A 13,850-nucleotide genomic window follows, 5' to 3' on the forward strand; every position below is an offset into this window, starting at 1 on the left:
CGGCCTCTCCGCCCGGGCACCCGGACGGCGCACGACGCCAGGCTCCGGGGTCGAGCGGCCACCCCCCGCCGCCCGGGCGCCACCAAGGAGTACCCGTGTTGCGCTATACCGTTCGACGGCTGCTGATCTCCGCGCCGATCCTGCTGGTCGGCAGCATGCTGGCGTTCTTCATGGTCGCCGCGGCGGGCAACCCGGCGGCCGAGCTGCGGGGCAGGCCCGGCGTCACCGAGGCCCAGGTCAAGGCCCTGGAATCGAGCATGGGCCTCGACCAGCCGATCATCGTGCGCTACTGGAACTGGCTCGTCGACTTCCTCGGCGGCGACTGGGGGCAGAGCATCGCGCTCGGCCAGGCCAAGGTCGACGTGTTCGACTCGACCATGCGGGCGCTGTGGATCACCGTGCGACTCGTCGTCGGCGCCGAGATCCTGGCCATCGTGCTGGGCGTGACGGTCGGTGTGCTCGCCGCCGTGAAGCAGTACTCGTTCCTGGACTACCTGGCCACGTCGAGCGCGTTCCTGGTGTTCTCCATGCCGGTCATCTGTGTCGCGGTGATCCTCAAGAACTACGGCATCCAGTTCAACAACGTGCTCGAGAGCATGGGCCTGGACCGGTGGCTGAGCACGGTCAGCCCGGCCACCGGCGGGTTCCAGGGCGACTTCGGCGAGCAGGTCTTCTCCTACACCGGCACCTACCTGCTGCCGACCCTGACCCTCACGCTGATCAGCTTCGCCGCGTACAGCCGGTTCCAGCGGGCGTCGATGCTGGAGACCCTGCACTCGGACTACGTGCGCACCGCGCGGGCCAAGGGGATCTCGCAGAGCCGGGTGATCTTCCGGCACGCGTTCCGCAACGCGATGATCCCGGTGGCGACCCTGTTCTCGCTGAACTCCGCGGCGCTGCTGTCCGGCGCTATCGTCACCGAGACGGTGTTCGGCTGGCGGGGCATGGGGCACCTGCTGGTGCAGTCGATCCGCTCGTTCGACCCGTACATGCTGATGGGCTGGCTGATGGTCACGGCCACGCTCGTCGTGCTGTTCAACCTGGCTGCCGACATCCTGTACGGCATCCTCGACCCGAGGATCCGCCTTGCCTAGCGACCTGCCCCTCCCGGTCCTCCCGGCAGTCACGCACGGGCCCAGCGAGTTCGACGCCACCAAGGCGCGCAAGCGGCGCACGGTGATCCTGCGCAGGTTCTTCCGGCACCGGCTGGCCGTGGCCAGCCTGGCGGTGTTCCTGTTGGTCGTCGCGTTCGGCTTTCTCGGCCCCCTGTTCTGGACCGTCGCCGTGGACGACACCCGCAGCCCCGGCTACCTCCCGCCGAGCCCGGCGCACCCGCTGGGCACCATCCAGGCGGGCAACGACATGCTCGCCCAGCTCATCCGCGGCACCCGGCTCTCGGTGCAGATCGCGGTCGTCGTCGCGGTCGGCTCGACGGTCGTCGGGGTCGTCCTCGGCGCGCTCGCCGGCTACCTGCGCGGGTTCGTCGACGGCGCGATCAGCCGGTTCACCGACCTCATGCTGATCATCCCGCAGATCGCGGTCGCGGCGATCCTGGTCCGCGCGCTCGACGGCAGCTGGTACATGGTCGCGGTCATCCTCGCCGCGTTCGGCTGGATGCAGGTCGCGCGGATCACCCGCGGCGAGACGATGTCGCTGGCCCAGCGGGAGTTCGTCGAGGCCGCGCGGGCGGCGGGCGCGGGAACCCGGTGGATCATCTTCCGGCACCTCGTGCCCAACATGGTCGGCAGCATCACGGTCAACGCCACCCTGGCCGTCGCCACCGCGGTGCTCTCGGAAACGGCCCTTTCGTTCATCGGCCTAGGGGTCCAGTCCCCGGACACCTCCCTCGGGCTGATCATCAGCGAGAACTACTCGCAGATCACCCTGCGGCCCTGGCTGTTCTGGGGCCCGTTCGTCGTCATCGTGCTGCTCTCGCTCGCGGTGAACTTCATCGGCGACGGGCTGCGCGACGCGTTCGACCCCAGGCAGACGAAGGTGCGTGCCTGATGGCCCCCGTGCTCGCCGACCCGGTGCTCGCCGTCGACGACCTCTCCGTCACCTTCCCGACCGAGGACGGCGACGTCCGCGCGGTCCGGTCGGTGTCGTACTCGCTGCGCCCGCGCGAGGTCCTCGGCATCGTCGGCGAGTCCGGCTCCGGCAAGTCGGTCTCGTCGATGGCGGTCATGGGCCTGCTTCCACGCAACGCCAAGGTGACCGGGTCCATCCGCTACCGCGACCGCGAACTGGTCGGGCTGTCGGACAAGCAGCTGCGGAGCGTGCGCAACAACGGCGTGGGGATGATCTTCCAGGACCCGATGACCTCGCTGAACCCGGTGTTCACCATCGGCTGGCAGCTCGCCGAGGCCTACCGCGCGCACCACACCGTCTCGCGCAAAGCCGCGTGGGCCAAGGCGGTCGAGGCGCTGGCGCTGGTCGGCATCCCGCAGCCCGCCCGCCGCGCCACGCAGTACCCGCACGAGTTCTCCGGCGGCATGCGCCAGCGCGTGGTCATCGCGATGGCGATCATCAACGACCCGGACGTGATCATCGCCGACGAGCCGACCACCGCGCTCGACGTCACCGTGCAGGCGCAGATCCTGGAGACGCTGCTGCGCATCCGCGACGAGACGGCCGCGGCCATTGTGATGATCACCCACGACCTGGGGGTCGTGGCGGGCATGGTCGACCGGGTCCAGGTCATGTACGGCGGCACCGTCGTCGAGTCGGCGCCCGTCGACGGCCTGTTCGAGTACCCGCGGATGCCCTACACCGTCGGCCTACTCGGGTCGCTGCCCAACCCGGCGGTGCTGGGCAGGCGGCTGACCCCGATCAAGGGGACGCCGCCGTCGCTGATCAACCTGCCGACCGGCTGCGCGTTCTCCCCGCGCTGCCCGCTGGTGATCGACGCCTGCCACACCGACGAACCCGCGCTGACGCCTGCCGACGGGCGGGACCACTTCACCCGCTGCCACCGCTGGCAGCACCTGGCCACCCTGCGCAGGCCGCAGGACCTCTTCGCGCACGACGAGATCGGCGTGCTGGAGAACCCGGCCGCGCTGACCGCGGCCGACCACGACCTGCCCGTCGCCGAGGACCTCGCGGTCGTCGAGCGCAGGCTGCGCAGCGGCGAGAGGCCGAACCGATGACCACGCCCCTGCTGCAGGTCCGTGACCTGGTCAAGTCGTTCCCCGTGCGCGGCGGCGGCATCATCCCGCGCACGGTCGGGCAGGTGCAGGCCGTCGCCGGGGTGACCTTCGCGGTGCGCCGCGGCGAGACGCTCGGCCTGGTCGGCGAGTCCGGCTGCGGCAAGTCCACCACCGGCCGGGCCATCCTGCAGCTGCACCGGCCGACGTCCGGTTCCGTGGTCTTCGACGGCCACGAGCTGACCACTATGCGACCCGGGCCGCTGCGCGCCCTGCGCCGCGACATGCAGATCGTCTTCCAGGACCCGTACGCCTCGCTCGACCCGCGCTGGCAGGTCAACGACATCGTCGCCGAACCCCTTCGTGTGCACGGGACCGACAGCGCCAAGGGCACCCAGCGCCGCGTCGACGAGCTGCTGGAGCTGGTCGGGCTCAACCCCGAGCACCGCAACCGGTACCCGCACGAGTTCTCCGGCGGCCAGCGCCAGCGCATCGGCATCGCCCGCGCGCTCGCGCTCGACCCGAAGCTGGTCGTGCTCGACGAACCGGTGTCCGCGCTCGACGTCTCCGTGCAGGCGGGCGTGGTGAACCTGCTGGAGGAACTGCAGCGCAAGCTCGGGCTCGCGTACCTGTTCGTCGCCCACGACCTGTCGGTCATCCGGCACATCTCGCACCGGGTGGCGGTGATGTACCTGGGCAAGATCGTCGAGATCGGCGACCGGGAGGCGATCTACAACCGGGCCACCCACCCGTACACCCAGGCCCTGCTCTCCGCGGTGCCGGTGCCGGACCCGAAGCGCGAGCGGCGGCGCAAGCGGATCGTCCTCGCGGGCGATGTGCCGAACCCGGCCGACCCGCCGTCGGGCTGCCGCTTCCGCACCCGGTGCTGGAAGGCCCAGGACATCTGCGCCGTCGACGAGCCCCGGCTGGTCCGGCACGGCGCCACGTTCTCCGCTTGCCACTTCGCCGAGGAGCGCGGGAGCCTGGCGTAGTAGGGTTCGACGGTCGGGGGACTCCAAGTTGTGACTCCCGCGTCGGCCATTCGACGTCGGTGCGTGGCGTACAAAGCCCGCACTCTCGTCGCCCTACTTGCGCATAGGCTGAATCCGATGTTGACAGCCCCACCACGACTGCTGCTCGTCCACGCCCACCCCGACGACGAGAGCCTGTGCACGGGCGGGACGATCGCCCGCTACGCCGCCGCGGGCGTGCAGGTCACCCTGGTCACCTGCACCCTCGGGGAAGAGGGCGAGATCATCCCCGGCTCGCTGGGCCAGCTCGCCGCCGACGCCGCCGACCAGCTCGGCGGATACCGGGTCGGCGAGCTGCGGACCGCGTGCGCCGCTCTCGGTGTCTCCGACCACCGCTACCTCGGCGGCATGGGCCGCTGGCGCGACTCGGGCATGGGCGGCACCGAGGCGAACAACCACCCGCGGGCCTTCGCCGGAGGCGACATCGCCGAGCAGACCGACGCGCTGGCCGCGATCCTCGCCGACGTCCGGCCCCAGGTCGTGATCACCTACGGTCCGGACGGCGGCTACGGCCACCCCGACCACATCCGCGCCCACGAGATCACCGTCGCCGCCGCGAAGGGCGCCCCCGACGTGCTGCGGATGTACTACACCGTGGCGTCCAAGCAGGCCACGGAGGCCGGGCTCGCCGACCTCGCCACCGTCTCCGACCTGCCGTTCAAGCTGCCCGCGGCGGGTGAGCTGCCCGTCGTGGACGACTCGGAGATCACCACCCGGGTCAACATTGCCGACCACCTCCCCGCGAAGCTGCGCGCCCTGCAGGCGCACGCCACGCAGATCTGCGTGTGGCAGGGGACCGACGGCACCCACAGCTACGCGCTGTCCAACGGGCTCGCCCAGCCGGTCGTCGACGAGGAGTTCTACGTCCTCGCCGACGACGCGACCGGCGACGCCGACAGCGACCTGTTCGGCGGTCTCGCGCCGGTCGAGCACGTGGGCGCCGACCGGTGACCCTCGGCGATCGCCTGCGCTACGGCGGCCTGCTGCTGCTCAGCGTGGTGCTCGCGGTCGTCGAGCTGTTCTTCCTGCCGCTGCGGCTCGACGGGCGGGTGCTGCCGAACCTGGCGTCGATCCCGTTCCCAGTGACCGTGCTGCTGGCCGCGTTCACCATGCCGTGGCTGGTCGTCGCCGCGTCCCGGTTCTCCCTGCGGACAGCGGTCGCGGCGGGCCCGCTGTTCGCCTGGTTGGGGACTCTTCTGGCGTTTCTGCTCGTCGCCCCGGGTGGCGACCGGATCGTGCTGGCCGACTGGCGTACCCTCCTGCTGCTCGCGGCCGGGGCCTTCCCGGCGGCGGTGAAGATCGGCGACGTGCTGGCGAAGGCGACGCTCGAGCGGTCGAAGGGGAACAACCGTGGGTGAGGTCATCACCGACAAGCAGGTCGTCAACGTCCTGCGCCCGTTCGTCCGGGCGACGACCCCGATGCTCGACGCGCTGCGCGAGTCCGACCCCCTGGGCCTGGTCCGCCGGGTGCTGCCGAAGTCGGGCGAACTGAGCTCCGGCGACATCGAGGACGGCAAGCAGCTCGAGAAGGTCGACCGGAACCGGCTGGAGAAGCTGCTCGACGGCCTGGAAAGCGTGAAGGTCCCCGGCACCGACGCCTGGGACGCGATGTCGGTGGACGACCGCGACAGCTGGTGGGTCAACCGGGTCGGCCGGTTCACCGTGCTGCTGGCCTCGATCCCCGGCCTCGGCGGCGCCCTGGCCGACCGCCTCCCCATCCAGGACGCGCTCGCGACAGCGGGCCAGGGCCTGCTCCTGTCCGCGATCGCCTCGGAACACGGCTTCGACTCCCAAGCCGACCGGGTCAGGCTGATCGCCAAGATCCTCTTCGACCGCGACATCGACCCACAGCTGGCCGCGGGCCACGGCGATGACCTGACCGACGAACAAGAGGACGCGGCGGCCGCCGAGCTGACCGAAGAACTCCGGGAAAGTTCGGAGAAGCACGGCAAGATCACCGTCAAAGCCGCGGGCCGCACCCTCTGGCGCTTCGGCCGCACCCTGTTCGCCCTGGGCGATGAGCTGGACAAACGACCGCAGGGCCGCTTCTACCACAAGGCCATCGGCCTGCTGCCCGTCGTCGGCATGGCCGCCGACTACTTCGGCGAACGCTCAGCCCTCAAGCGCGCCGCGAAGAAGGCCCGCAAATGGCTGGCCACCCAACCCCCCAACCCGCGAGTCGCCCCTCCAGGCAACTGAGTCGCCCGCTCCGGCAAGTGAGTTCGACGTTGGCGCCTCGCGAATGTCGAACTCAGTCGCCGGACGGGGCGACTCACTTGCCGGTGGGGGCGACTCGGGGGATCCAGTAGCGGTAGCGGTGGGACTCGGTGTAGCCGAGGGTCGCGTAGAGGGCCAGGGCGGGCTCGTTGTGGACGGCCACCTGGAGGACCCGGTGGCCGGTGTCCGCCCACTTGTCGAGGGATGCCAGTAGGGTGCTGCCGAGGCCCTGCCTGCGGTACTCCGGTGCCACCTCCACGACGGACACATGCAGGTAGTCACGCACGACGCAGCCCCTGGCCGCGCCGACGAGCCTGCCGTCGCGGTGGACCGAGGCGAAGCCGACCCGCGGCCCGGAGGTCAGCACGTGCCGCTGCGCGGGCGTGGGCTCGCCGCCGACGACGAGTTCCAACCACCCGTCCGGCGGGGTGTCCGCGACCTCGGTCGCCGGGCCGGGCACCGCCCGCGTGCTGGTCAACACCGACGACTCGGCGCCCTTGGGGTGGGCGAGGTTGACCGACCAGCCCGCCGCGGCCACCGCCGCCTCGGTGTCCGAGCCGACGATCACCTGCACGCACGGCCGGATCTGCTGCTCCTCGGCGAAGCCTGCCACCGTGTGAAGTGCTTGTGCCACAGGGATTCCGGGGTCGCCCACGGCGAGCGCGCTGTTCGCCCGGCCGGTGTACCCGCCGCAGGCGCGCAGCCGCCAGTCACCCAGCGGCTTCTCGACCAGCGGCGGCCAGGCGTCGGCGCACAGCGCCTCCAGGGAACGCGCGTCCATCCGTGCAGTCTCGTCGAGAATGCTCATGTTCAGCGCGAAATGTGGTGAACGCGGCAGACTGTGCGCATGAGTTCGGGACTGATCGATCTGAAGCCCTCCGCCGACCGCGTCGCGGCCCTGCTGCCGCACGTCGACGACTCGGCGCTCGACCGGCCATCGCCGTGCACCAAGTACCGCGTCCGCGAGGTCCTCGGCCACCTCGACGGCCTGACCAGCGCCTTCCGGGCCGCGGCGGACAAGGAGTTCGGGCCGCTCACCGACACCGACCCGGGTTCGGCGCCACCGGTCCTCGAGCCGGGTTGGCGGGAGCGGCTGCCCGAACAGCTCGACGCCCTCGCCGCGTCCTGGCGCAGGCCCGAGGCGTGGGAGGGCCAGACCCGGGCGGGCGACATCGATCTTCCCGGGGAGGTCGGGGGCATCGTCGCGCTCAGCGAGATCACCCTGCACGGCTGGGACCTCGCCGCCGCCACCGGACAGGCCTACCCCGTCGACGACGAGACGGCCGAAATCCTGCTCGGTTTCGTGACGCAGTTCACCGACGACAACCGCGGCACCGCCTTCGGCCCCGCGGTGAAGGTGGCCGACGACGCCCCCCTGTTCGACCGCGTGCTGGGACTCAGCGGTCGGGATCCGGCCTGGTCGGCCCCGAAATCGTGATCCACGATCCTGCAGTGTGAGCAAGATGGCACCGGGTACGTGCGCACGCGCCCGGCGAGAGATACTGACGGTCGGCACGCAGTTCCCGGTGCGTGCCGAACACCATGAAGGAGCAGGAGACCGCAGTGACCTACGTGATCGCCGAACCCTGCGTCGACGTCTTCGACAAGGCATGTATCGAGGAATGCCCCGTCGACTGCATCTACGAGGGCGACCGGATGCTTTACATCCACCCCGACGAGTGCGTGGACTGCGGCGCGTGCGAACCGGTCTGCCCCGTCGAGGCCATCTACTACGAGGACGACGTCCCGGACCAGTGGTCGGCCTACACCAAGGCGAACGTCGACTTCTTCGACGACCTGGGCTCGCCCGGCGGCGCGTCGAAGACCGGCAAGGTCAGCGCTGACCCGGACTGGATCAAGGCGCTGCCCCCGCAGGCCTCGCACGAGTGAACCCAGCCTTTCCGGAGCTGCCGGACTTCCCCTGGGATTCCCTGGCCGACCACGCCGCCCGCGCTCGCGCGCACCCGGACGGCGTGGTCGACCTGTCCGTCGGCACCCCGGTCGACCCGGTCGCCCCGCTGGTCCAGGCGGCGCTGAGCTCGGTCGCCGAGGTCCCCGGCTACCCGACCACCCACGGCATCGCGGCCCTGCGAGACGCAGCAGTGGCCGCCATGGCCCGCAGGCACGCGGTCACGGGGCTCGACCCGGCCGCCGTGCTGCCCACCATCGGCTCGAAGGAGCTGGTCGCGTGGCTGCCGACGCTGCTCGGTGCCCGGGGCCGCACGGTCGTCATCCCGGAATTGGCCTACCCGACCTACGAGGTCGGGGCCCTGCTCGCGGGGGCCGAGCTCGTCCGGTCGGACGGTCTGGTCGCCCTCGGGCCCGCCGCGCCCGCGCTGATCTGGCTGAACTCGCCGTCCAATCCGACTGGGCGCGTGCTTCCGGTGGAGCACCTGCGCAAGGTGGTCGACTGGGCGCGTGAGCGCGGGACGATCGTGGTCTCGGACGAGTGCTACCTGGCTTTGGGGTGGACCACCGATCCGGTGTCGGTGCTGCATCCCGACGTGTGCGGCGGTGATGTGACCGGGTTGCTGGCGGTGCACTCGCTGTCGAAGTCGTCGAGCCTGGCCGGATATCGGGCCGGGTTCGTGACCGGTGATCCGGCTCTGGTGGCCGGGTTGCTGGAGACACGCAAGCACGCGGGGATGATCGTTCCGCTGCCGGTCCAGCACGCGATGGTGGCGGCGTTGTCGGACGACACGCATGTGGCGGAACAGAAGGCGCGCTTCGGCCGCAGGCGGGCGGTTCTACTGCCCGCTCTTGAGGCCGCGGGCTTCACGGTGTCGCACTCGGAAGCCGGTCTCTACCTGTGGTCCACCCGCGGGGAGTCCGCCTGGGACACCGTGTCCTGGCTTGCCGAACGCGGGATTCTCGTTGCCCCCGGCACGTTCTACGGCCCCACGGGCGGCAACCATGTCCGGATCGCCCTGACCGCCACCGACGAACGCATCGCGGCGGCGGCGGCCCGGCTGACGGGCTGAGCTTCAGTCGGCGGTTGCCTGGACGCCGCGGATTTCCCCGCCCCGGAAGGCGTCCACAAAGGAATGGTGGTCCTTGCGGGTCTGTTCGGCGTAGCGCATGGCGAACTCGATGACGGACTCGGTGAAGTCGTCCGCGCGGTCGCCGATGGCTGAGGCGATGGCCTCTTCGCTTTGGAACTCCACCAAGGTCTGTTCGGAGTCCTCATCGGACACGCAGTGCATCTTCGCGGTGGCGCGGCCCAGGTAGGTCAGGACGGGCAGCATGTCGGCGGGTTCCGTCAGTTCCGACCAGTCGAGGTCGGAGGTGTACGGGGACAGCTCCGCGACCACGAAACCGGTCCCGTCGAGGTCGGTGTGACCCAGCCAGGGATCGGCGTGTGCCTGCAGCGCGCGCTGTGAGACCGCGGTGCGGTGGCCGTGGTGGCGGAAGTACCCGCGGATCCGCTCGTCGTCGACGATTCGGCTTGGTGCGGCGACATTCGCCTGTTTCATCGACAGCACCACGTCGTTCTCCAGGGCCTGCGTGCGGCCCTCGACCAGCACGTTGTACGCGGGCAGGCCCGCTGAGCCGATGCCGAAGCCGCTGCGGCCCACCACGTCCTTGACCCGGTAGGTGATGCTGCTGCCCGCTCGCTTGCCGGTCGGGATGGTGTCGAGGTAGCGGTCGAAGGCCTGCTCCACCTTGGCGCGCTCGTCGTCGTCGAGTTCGCGGGTGCCGGGGCCGATCCGGAACCGGCGGTCGAAGTCCTGGACGGCGGTCAGCCGGTCGAGGAGTTCCACCCGCGTGGAAAGTCGGGCCCGCAGCAGGACGTCGTGGAGGACGCCCTCGGTGCTGTCGAGGTGCAGGCTGAACATCTCGTCGCCCGGCTTGTCGGCGAAGGTGCGCACCTGGGACACGTACGCGTCGGTGTAGGTGCGGACGAGGTCGATGATCGTGTCGTCGGACAGCGCCTTCGTCCAGCCCATCAGGGCCAGGCTGGCGGCGAAGCGGCGCACGTCCCAGGTGAAGCAGCCGAGGTAGGCCTCGTCGAAGTCGTTGACGTCGAACACGAGCGTGCCCGAGTCGTCCATGTACGTCCCGAAGTTCTCCGCGTGCAGGTCGCCCTGGATCCAGACCCGGCTGGTCCGGTCGTCGGACCACTCGTCGGGTTCGTCGGCCATGTCGGCGTAGAACAGGCACGCGCTGCCCCGGTAGAACGCGAACGGCTCCGCGGCCATCTTGCGGAATTTGTGCCGGAACGCGACCGGGTCGGCGGCCATCAGGTCGGCGAACGCGTCCTGCAGCACCTGCACGATCCGCGCTCGGCGCTGTCGGTCGGGTGCCTCGGCCACGGTGGGCCTCCTGTCCTCGGGCGATGAATGTAACCACCCGAGGGGACCCATTGGGAATCAGCCGAGTGCGGCCTTGGCCTTCTCGTCGACCTCGTCCAGTGCCTCGCGCCAGCGAGAGCGGCGGTCGGCCTTGCGGGTGCGCTCACGTTCGACAAGGCGGCCCGCCACGAAGATCACCTGAGGATCGGTGTGCTCGCTGACCAGGCGGCGGATGGTGTCCTCGGCGATCACGGCGTCCTGGTGGTCGCCCAGCAGATCCTGGAACTCCTTGGTCGCCGAGACCAGGGAGCGCACTCGCTTCTTCTCCGTCACCGCCGCCAGCTCGGCGGCGTAGCGGAGGCGTTTGCCCTGGATGCGCAGGGAATGCAGGTCGTCGTCGATCGGGTCCTCGCCGATCGCGTCGGCGGCCTTCATCAACTTCTTGTGCGGCTTCCTGATCACCTCGATCAGGGCGGTTTCCTTCTCCACCTCGGCGCCGGGCAGCGGGGCCGACATCGCCGCGGTCGCCAGCGCCCGCAGTGCCGACTGGAAGCGCTTGCTCCGCAGCGTCGACAGCATCCGCCTGCGCGCCGCCGCGCGGTCGTGGACCAGGCCCTTGAGCAGCGACTCGACCGCCGCCTGCTCGTCCTCGTCGAAGCCCGCGGCCTGGGAGCGCAGGTGGTCGAGCTGGACGTCGAAGTCGCGGACCGCCCCCAGGGAGCCGCCCAGCCACTTCAGCTCGCGCTGCAGCGTGTCCGCGTCCGGGACGGTGCCGTGGTCGGCCTTGAGGGCCGACCGGGCCCGCCGGACGGCCACCCGCAGGGCGTGGACGTGTTCCGGGTCGGTCCCGACCCGGGCGCCCTCGGTGTGCTCGAGCAGCTCACGCGCCTGCTCGTCGAGTCGGGCGCGGATGTGCGACGCCGCCGGGTCCTTGTGTCCCGCGCTCAGCGGCTCCTCGGGCAGCCCGAGGTCAAGGGAACTCTGCGGCGCTTGCGTCGCTGTCATCCCGACAGAGTAGTCAGTCGTTCGCGTGGAGCGCCGCGTTGAGCTCGACACCCGTGCCCGATCGGTTGACGACCTCGACCGCGCCGTTCGTCGAGTTGCGGCGGAACAGCAGGCCCGACTCGCCGGACAGCTCGCGGGCCTTGACCAGCTTGCCGTTGGGCAGCGCGACCTTGGTGCCGGCGGTGACGTAGAGGCCCGCCTCGACCACGCAGTCGTCGCCAAGGGAGATGCCGACGCCGGCGTTGGCGCCCAGCAGGCAGCGCTCGCCGAGGCTGATGGTCTCCTTGCCGCCACCCGAGAGCGTCCCCATGATCGACGCGCCGCCGCCGACGTCGGAGCCGTCGCCCACGACGACCCCGGCGGAGATGCGGCCCTCGACCATCGACGCGCCCAGCGTGCCCGCGTTGAAATTGACGAAGCCCTCGTGCATGACCGTGGTGCCGGTGGCCAGGTGCGCGCCGAGGCGGACCCGGTCGGCCTCGGCGATGCGGACGCCGGACGGCATGACGTAGTCGACCATCCGGGGGAACTTGTCCACGCCGAACACGGTGACCTGGCCGCGGGAGCGCAGCCGCAGCCGGGCGGTCTCGAAGCCCTCGACCGGGCACGGGCCGTGGTTGGTCCACACGACGTTGGCGAGCAGGCCGAAGATGCCGTCGAGGTTCTGCCCGTGCGGGCGGACCAGCCGGGCCGAGAGCAGGTGCAGCCGCAGGTAGGCGTCGTGCGCGTCGGCGGGCGGGCGCTCCAGGTCGTCGATCACGGTGAGGACCGCGACCACCTCGACGCCGCGGGCGGCGTCCGGGCCGATCAGTGCGGTGACGCCCGCGCCGAGCTCCTCGGCGGCCTCGTCCGCGGAAAGCCTGCGCGTGCCCGTGTCCTGGGTCGCCCCGAGCTTCGGGTGCGGGAACCAGGTGTCGAGCACCGTTCCGTCGGTGGTGACGGTCGCCAGACCGAAGCCGTGCGCACCCTTGGTCTCTGCTGCCTCTGCGCTACTCACGGGCACCACGGTAGTCAATCGGGCGGAAGGTAGCGTTGCCGACCGTGACCGTTGAGCTGGATCTCACCGCAGACCCCATCGACCTGACCGCCGCCCTCGTCGACATCCCCAGCGTCTCGGGTGACGAGGACGCCATCGCCGACGCCGTCGAGCGGGCCCTGAAGGCCCAGGCGCCGCACCTGGAGGTCGTCCGGCTGGGCAACAACGTGCTGGCCCGCACCACCCTGGGCAGGCCGTCGCGGGTCGTCTTCGCCGGCCACCTCGACACGGTCCCGGTCAACGCGAACCTGCCGTCGCGCCGGGTCGACGGCGTCCTGCACGGCCTCGGCACGGTCGACATGAAGGGCGGCGACGCGGTGATGCTGCACCTGGCCGCGACCGTCACCGAACCCACGCACGACCTGACGTTCCTGTTCTACGAGTGCGAGGAGATCGAGGCCATCCGCAACGGCCTCGGCCGGGTCGAGCGGGAGCTGCCCGAGTGGATGGCGGGCGACCTCGCCGTCGTGTGCGAACCGTCCAACGCCATCGTCGAGGCGGGCTGCCAGGGCACGATGCGCATCGAGGTCCGCACGACCGGCACCCGCGCGCACACCGCCCGCGCGTGGATGGGCGTCAACGCCATCCACGCCCTCGGGGAGGCGCTGAACGTCCTGGCCAGGTACGAGACCAGGACCGTGGACATCGACGGCTGCACCTACCGCGAGGGCCTGCAGGCGGTACACATCAGCGGCGGCGTCTCCGGCAACGTGGTCCCGGACGCGGCGCTGCTGCGGATCAACTTCCGCTTCGCCCCCGACCGGACGGTCGCCCAGGCCGAGGCCCACCTGCGCGAGGTGTTCGCCGACTTCGAGGTGGAGGTCGTCGACAGCGCGGCGGGCGCCCTCCCCGGCCTCACGGCCCCGGCGGCCCGCGACCTGATGGCCGCCGCCGGTGGGGACCCGGTGGGCAAACTCGGCTGGACCGACGTCGCCCGCTTCGCCGCGCTGGGCATTCCGGCGGTCAACTTCGGCCCCGGCGACCCGCTGTTGGCCCACATGCAGCAGGAGAACGTCCCGGTCGAGCAGATCACCCGCTGCGCCGACGTCCTGCGCAAGCTGGTCACCGGCTAAGGCCGACGGACGCCCTCATAGCGACCAGGGGACCTCATCCCACCAGCAAGAAC

The 13,850-nt window shown here is 70.9% G+C and carries 15 protein-coding genes; 11 read left to right on the forward strand and 4 right to left on the reverse strand.

Annotation, left to right across the window (positions count from 1 at the left end):
* Nucleotides 1-95 precede the first annotated feature (95 nt).
* The 7 genes from C8E96_RS12390 (at nucleotide 96) to C8E96_RS12420 (ending at nucleotide 6,373) form a co-directional block, all read left to right on the forward strand.
* Nucleotides 96-1,094 (forward strand): ABC transporter permease, encoded by a 999-nt coding sequence (locus tag C8E96_RS12390; RefSeq protein WP_091378435.1) that lies wholly within the window; start codon nucleotides 96-98, stop codon nucleotides 1,092-1,094.
* Nucleotides 1,087-2,007, forward strand: a complete 921-nt coding sequence (locus C8E96_RS12395) for an ABC transporter permease (RefSeq protein WP_091378432.1) — start codon at nucleotides 1,087-1,089, stop codon at nucleotides 2,005-2,007. Before C8E96_RS12390 ends, C8E96_RS12395 begins: the two co-directional genes overlap by 8 nt.
* Nucleotides 2,007-3,146 carry an ABC transporter ATP-binding protein gene (locus tag C8E96_RS12400; RefSeq protein WP_091378428.1) on the forward strand — a complete coding sequence of 380 codons (1,140 nt, stop codon included), beginning with the start codon at nucleotides 2,007-2,009 and terminating at the stop codon, nucleotides 3,144-3,146. The genes C8E96_RS12395 and C8E96_RS12400 overlap by 1 nt, the downstream gene beginning before the upstream one ends.
* Nucleotides 3,143-4,135 (forward strand): ABC transporter ATP-binding protein, encoded by a 993-nt coding sequence (locus C8E96_RS12405; protein ID WP_091378425.1) that lies wholly within the window; start codon nucleotides 3,143-3,145, stop codon nucleotides 4,133-4,135. The genes C8E96_RS12400 and C8E96_RS12405 overlap by 4 nt, the downstream gene beginning before the upstream one ends.
* Nucleotides 4,136-4,252: 117 nt before the next feature.
* Nucleotides 4,253-5,125: an N-acetyl-1-D-myo-inositol-2-amino-2-deoxy-alpha-D-glucopyranoside deacetylase gene (gene mshB / locus C8E96_RS12410; protein WP_091378422.1), complete on the forward strand. Its 873-nt coding sequence runs from the start codon at nucleotides 4,253-4,255 to the stop codon at nucleotides 5,123-5,125.
* On the forward strand, nucleotides 5,122-5,532 hold the full coding sequence (locus C8E96_RS12415; protein ID WP_091378419.1) for a hypothetical protein: 411 nt from the start codon (nucleotides 5,122-5,124) through the stop codon (nucleotides 5,530-5,532). Before mshB ends, C8E96_RS12415 begins: the two co-directional genes overlap by 4 nt.
* Nucleotides 5,525-6,373 carry a hypothetical protein gene (locus tag C8E96_RS12420; RefSeq protein WP_091378417.1) on the forward strand — a complete coding sequence of 283 codons (849 nt, stop codon included), beginning with the start codon at nucleotides 5,525-5,527 and terminating at the stop codon, nucleotides 6,371-6,373. The genes C8E96_RS12415 and C8E96_RS12420 overlap by 8 nt, the downstream gene beginning before the upstream one ends.
* Before the next feature lie 73 nt (nucleotides 6,374-6,446).
* On the opposite strand, the gene C8E96_RS12425 is transcribed toward C8E96_RS12420, so the two are convergent.
* Nucleotides 6,447-7,172: a GNAT family N-acetyltransferase gene (locus C8E96_RS12425; protein ID WP_091378414.1), complete on the reverse strand. Its 726-nt coding sequence runs from the start codon at nucleotides 7,170-7,172 to the stop codon at nucleotides 6,447-6,449.
* Between the two features lie 66 nt (nucleotides 7,173-7,238).
* Here C8E96_RS12425 and C8E96_RS12430 point away from each other — a divergent pair, with 66 nt between their 5' ends.
* The 3 genes from C8E96_RS12430 (at nucleotide 7,239) to dapC (ending at nucleotide 9,372) form a co-directional block, all read left to right on the forward strand.
* Complete coding sequence (locus C8E96_RS12430; protein ID WP_091378410.1) at nucleotides 7,239-7,829, forward strand: TIGR03086 family metal-binding protein; 591 nt, start codon at nucleotides 7,239-7,241, stop codon at nucleotides 7,827-7,829.
* A gap of 125 nt (nucleotides 7,830-7,954) precedes the next feature.
* Complete coding sequence (fdxA, locus tag C8E96_RS12435) at nucleotides 7,955-8,281, forward strand: ferredoxin (protein ID WP_091379400.1); 327 nt, start codon at nucleotides 7,955-7,957, stop codon at nucleotides 8,279-8,281.
* Nucleotides 8,278-9,372 carry a succinyldiaminopimelate transaminase gene (dapC, locus tag C8E96_RS12440; RefSeq protein WP_091378407.1) on the forward strand — a complete coding sequence of 365 codons (1,095 nt, stop codon included), beginning with the start codon at nucleotides 8,278-8,280 and terminating at the stop codon, nucleotides 9,370-9,372. Before fdxA ends, dapC begins: the two co-directional genes overlap by 4 nt.
* 3 nt (nucleotides 9,373-9,375) lie before the next feature.
* On the opposite strand, the gene C8E96_RS12445 is transcribed toward dapC, so the two are convergent.
* The 3 genes from C8E96_RS12445 to dapD all read right to left on the reverse strand — a co-directional run bounded on the left by C8E96_RS12445 (nucleotide 9,376) and on the right by dapD (nucleotide 12,685).
* On the reverse strand, nucleotides 9,376-10,632 hold the full coding sequence (locus C8E96_RS12445; protein WP_228770063.1) for a DUF2252 domain-containing protein: 1,257 nt from the start codon (nucleotides 10,630-10,632) through the stop codon (nucleotides 9,376-9,378).
* Nucleotides 10,633-10,761: 129 nt separating this feature from the next.
* On the reverse strand, nucleotides 10,762-11,688 hold the full coding sequence (locus C8E96_RS12450) for a CHAD domain-containing protein (protein ID WP_091378401.1): 927 nt from the start codon (nucleotides 11,686-11,688) through the stop codon (nucleotides 10,762-10,764).
* Between the two features lie 13 nt (nucleotides 11,689-11,701).
* A complete protein-coding gene (dapD, locus tag C8E96_RS12455) occupies nucleotides 11,702-12,685 on the reverse strand; it encodes a 2,3,4,5-tetrahydropyridine-2,6-dicarboxylate N-succinyltransferase (RefSeq protein ID WP_091378398.1) in 984 nt (327 codons plus the stop codon).
* 44 nt (nucleotides 12,686-12,729) lie between these two features.
* On the opposite strand from dapD, the gene dapE reads away from it, so the two are divergent.
* Nucleotides 12,730-13,797, forward strand: coding sequence for a succinyl-diaminopimelate desuccinylase (dapE, locus tag C8E96_RS12460; RefSeq protein ID WP_091378395.1), 1,068 nt, complete (start codon nucleotides 12,730-12,732; stop codon nucleotides 13,795-13,797).
* The last annotated feature ends 53 nt before the right edge of the window (nucleotides 13,798-13,850 follow it).

The organism is Actinokineospora alba, from assembly GCF_004362515.1.
In the GTDB taxonomy this organism is placed as follows: domain Bacteria; phylum Actinomycetota; class Actinomycetes; order Mycobacteriales; family Pseudonocardiaceae; genus Actinokineospora; species Actinokineospora alba.

Coding starts and splice junctions, on each gene's coding strand:
- C8E96_RS12425 (WP_091378414.1), bottom strand. CDS start 7,172: ATGGACGCGCGTTCCCTGGAGGCGCTGTGCGCCGACGCCTGGCCGCCG.
- C8E96_RS12430 (WP_091378410.1), top strand. CDS start 7,239: ATGAGTTCGGGACTGATCGATCTGAAGCCCTCCGCCGACCGCGTCGCG.
- C8E96_RS12450 (WP_091378401.1), bottom strand. CDS start 11,688: ATGACAGCGACGCAAGCGCCGCAGAGTTCCCTTGACCTCGGGCTGCCC.
- mshB (WP_091378422.1), top strand. CDS start 4,253: ATGTTGACAGCCCCACCACGACTGCTGCTCGTCCACGCCCACCCCGAC.
- C8E96_RS12400 (WP_091378428.1), top strand. CDS start 2,007: ATGGCCCCCGTGCTCGCCGACCCGGTGCTCGCCGTCGACGACCTCTCC.
- C8E96_RS12445 (WP_228770063.1), bottom strand. CDS start 10,632: ATGGCCGCCGACCCGGTCGCGTTCCGGCACAAATTCCGCAAGATGGCC.
- C8E96_RS12405 (WP_091378425.1), top strand. CDS start 3,143: ATGACCACGCCCCTGCTGCAGGTCCGTGACCTGGTCAAGTCGTTCCCC.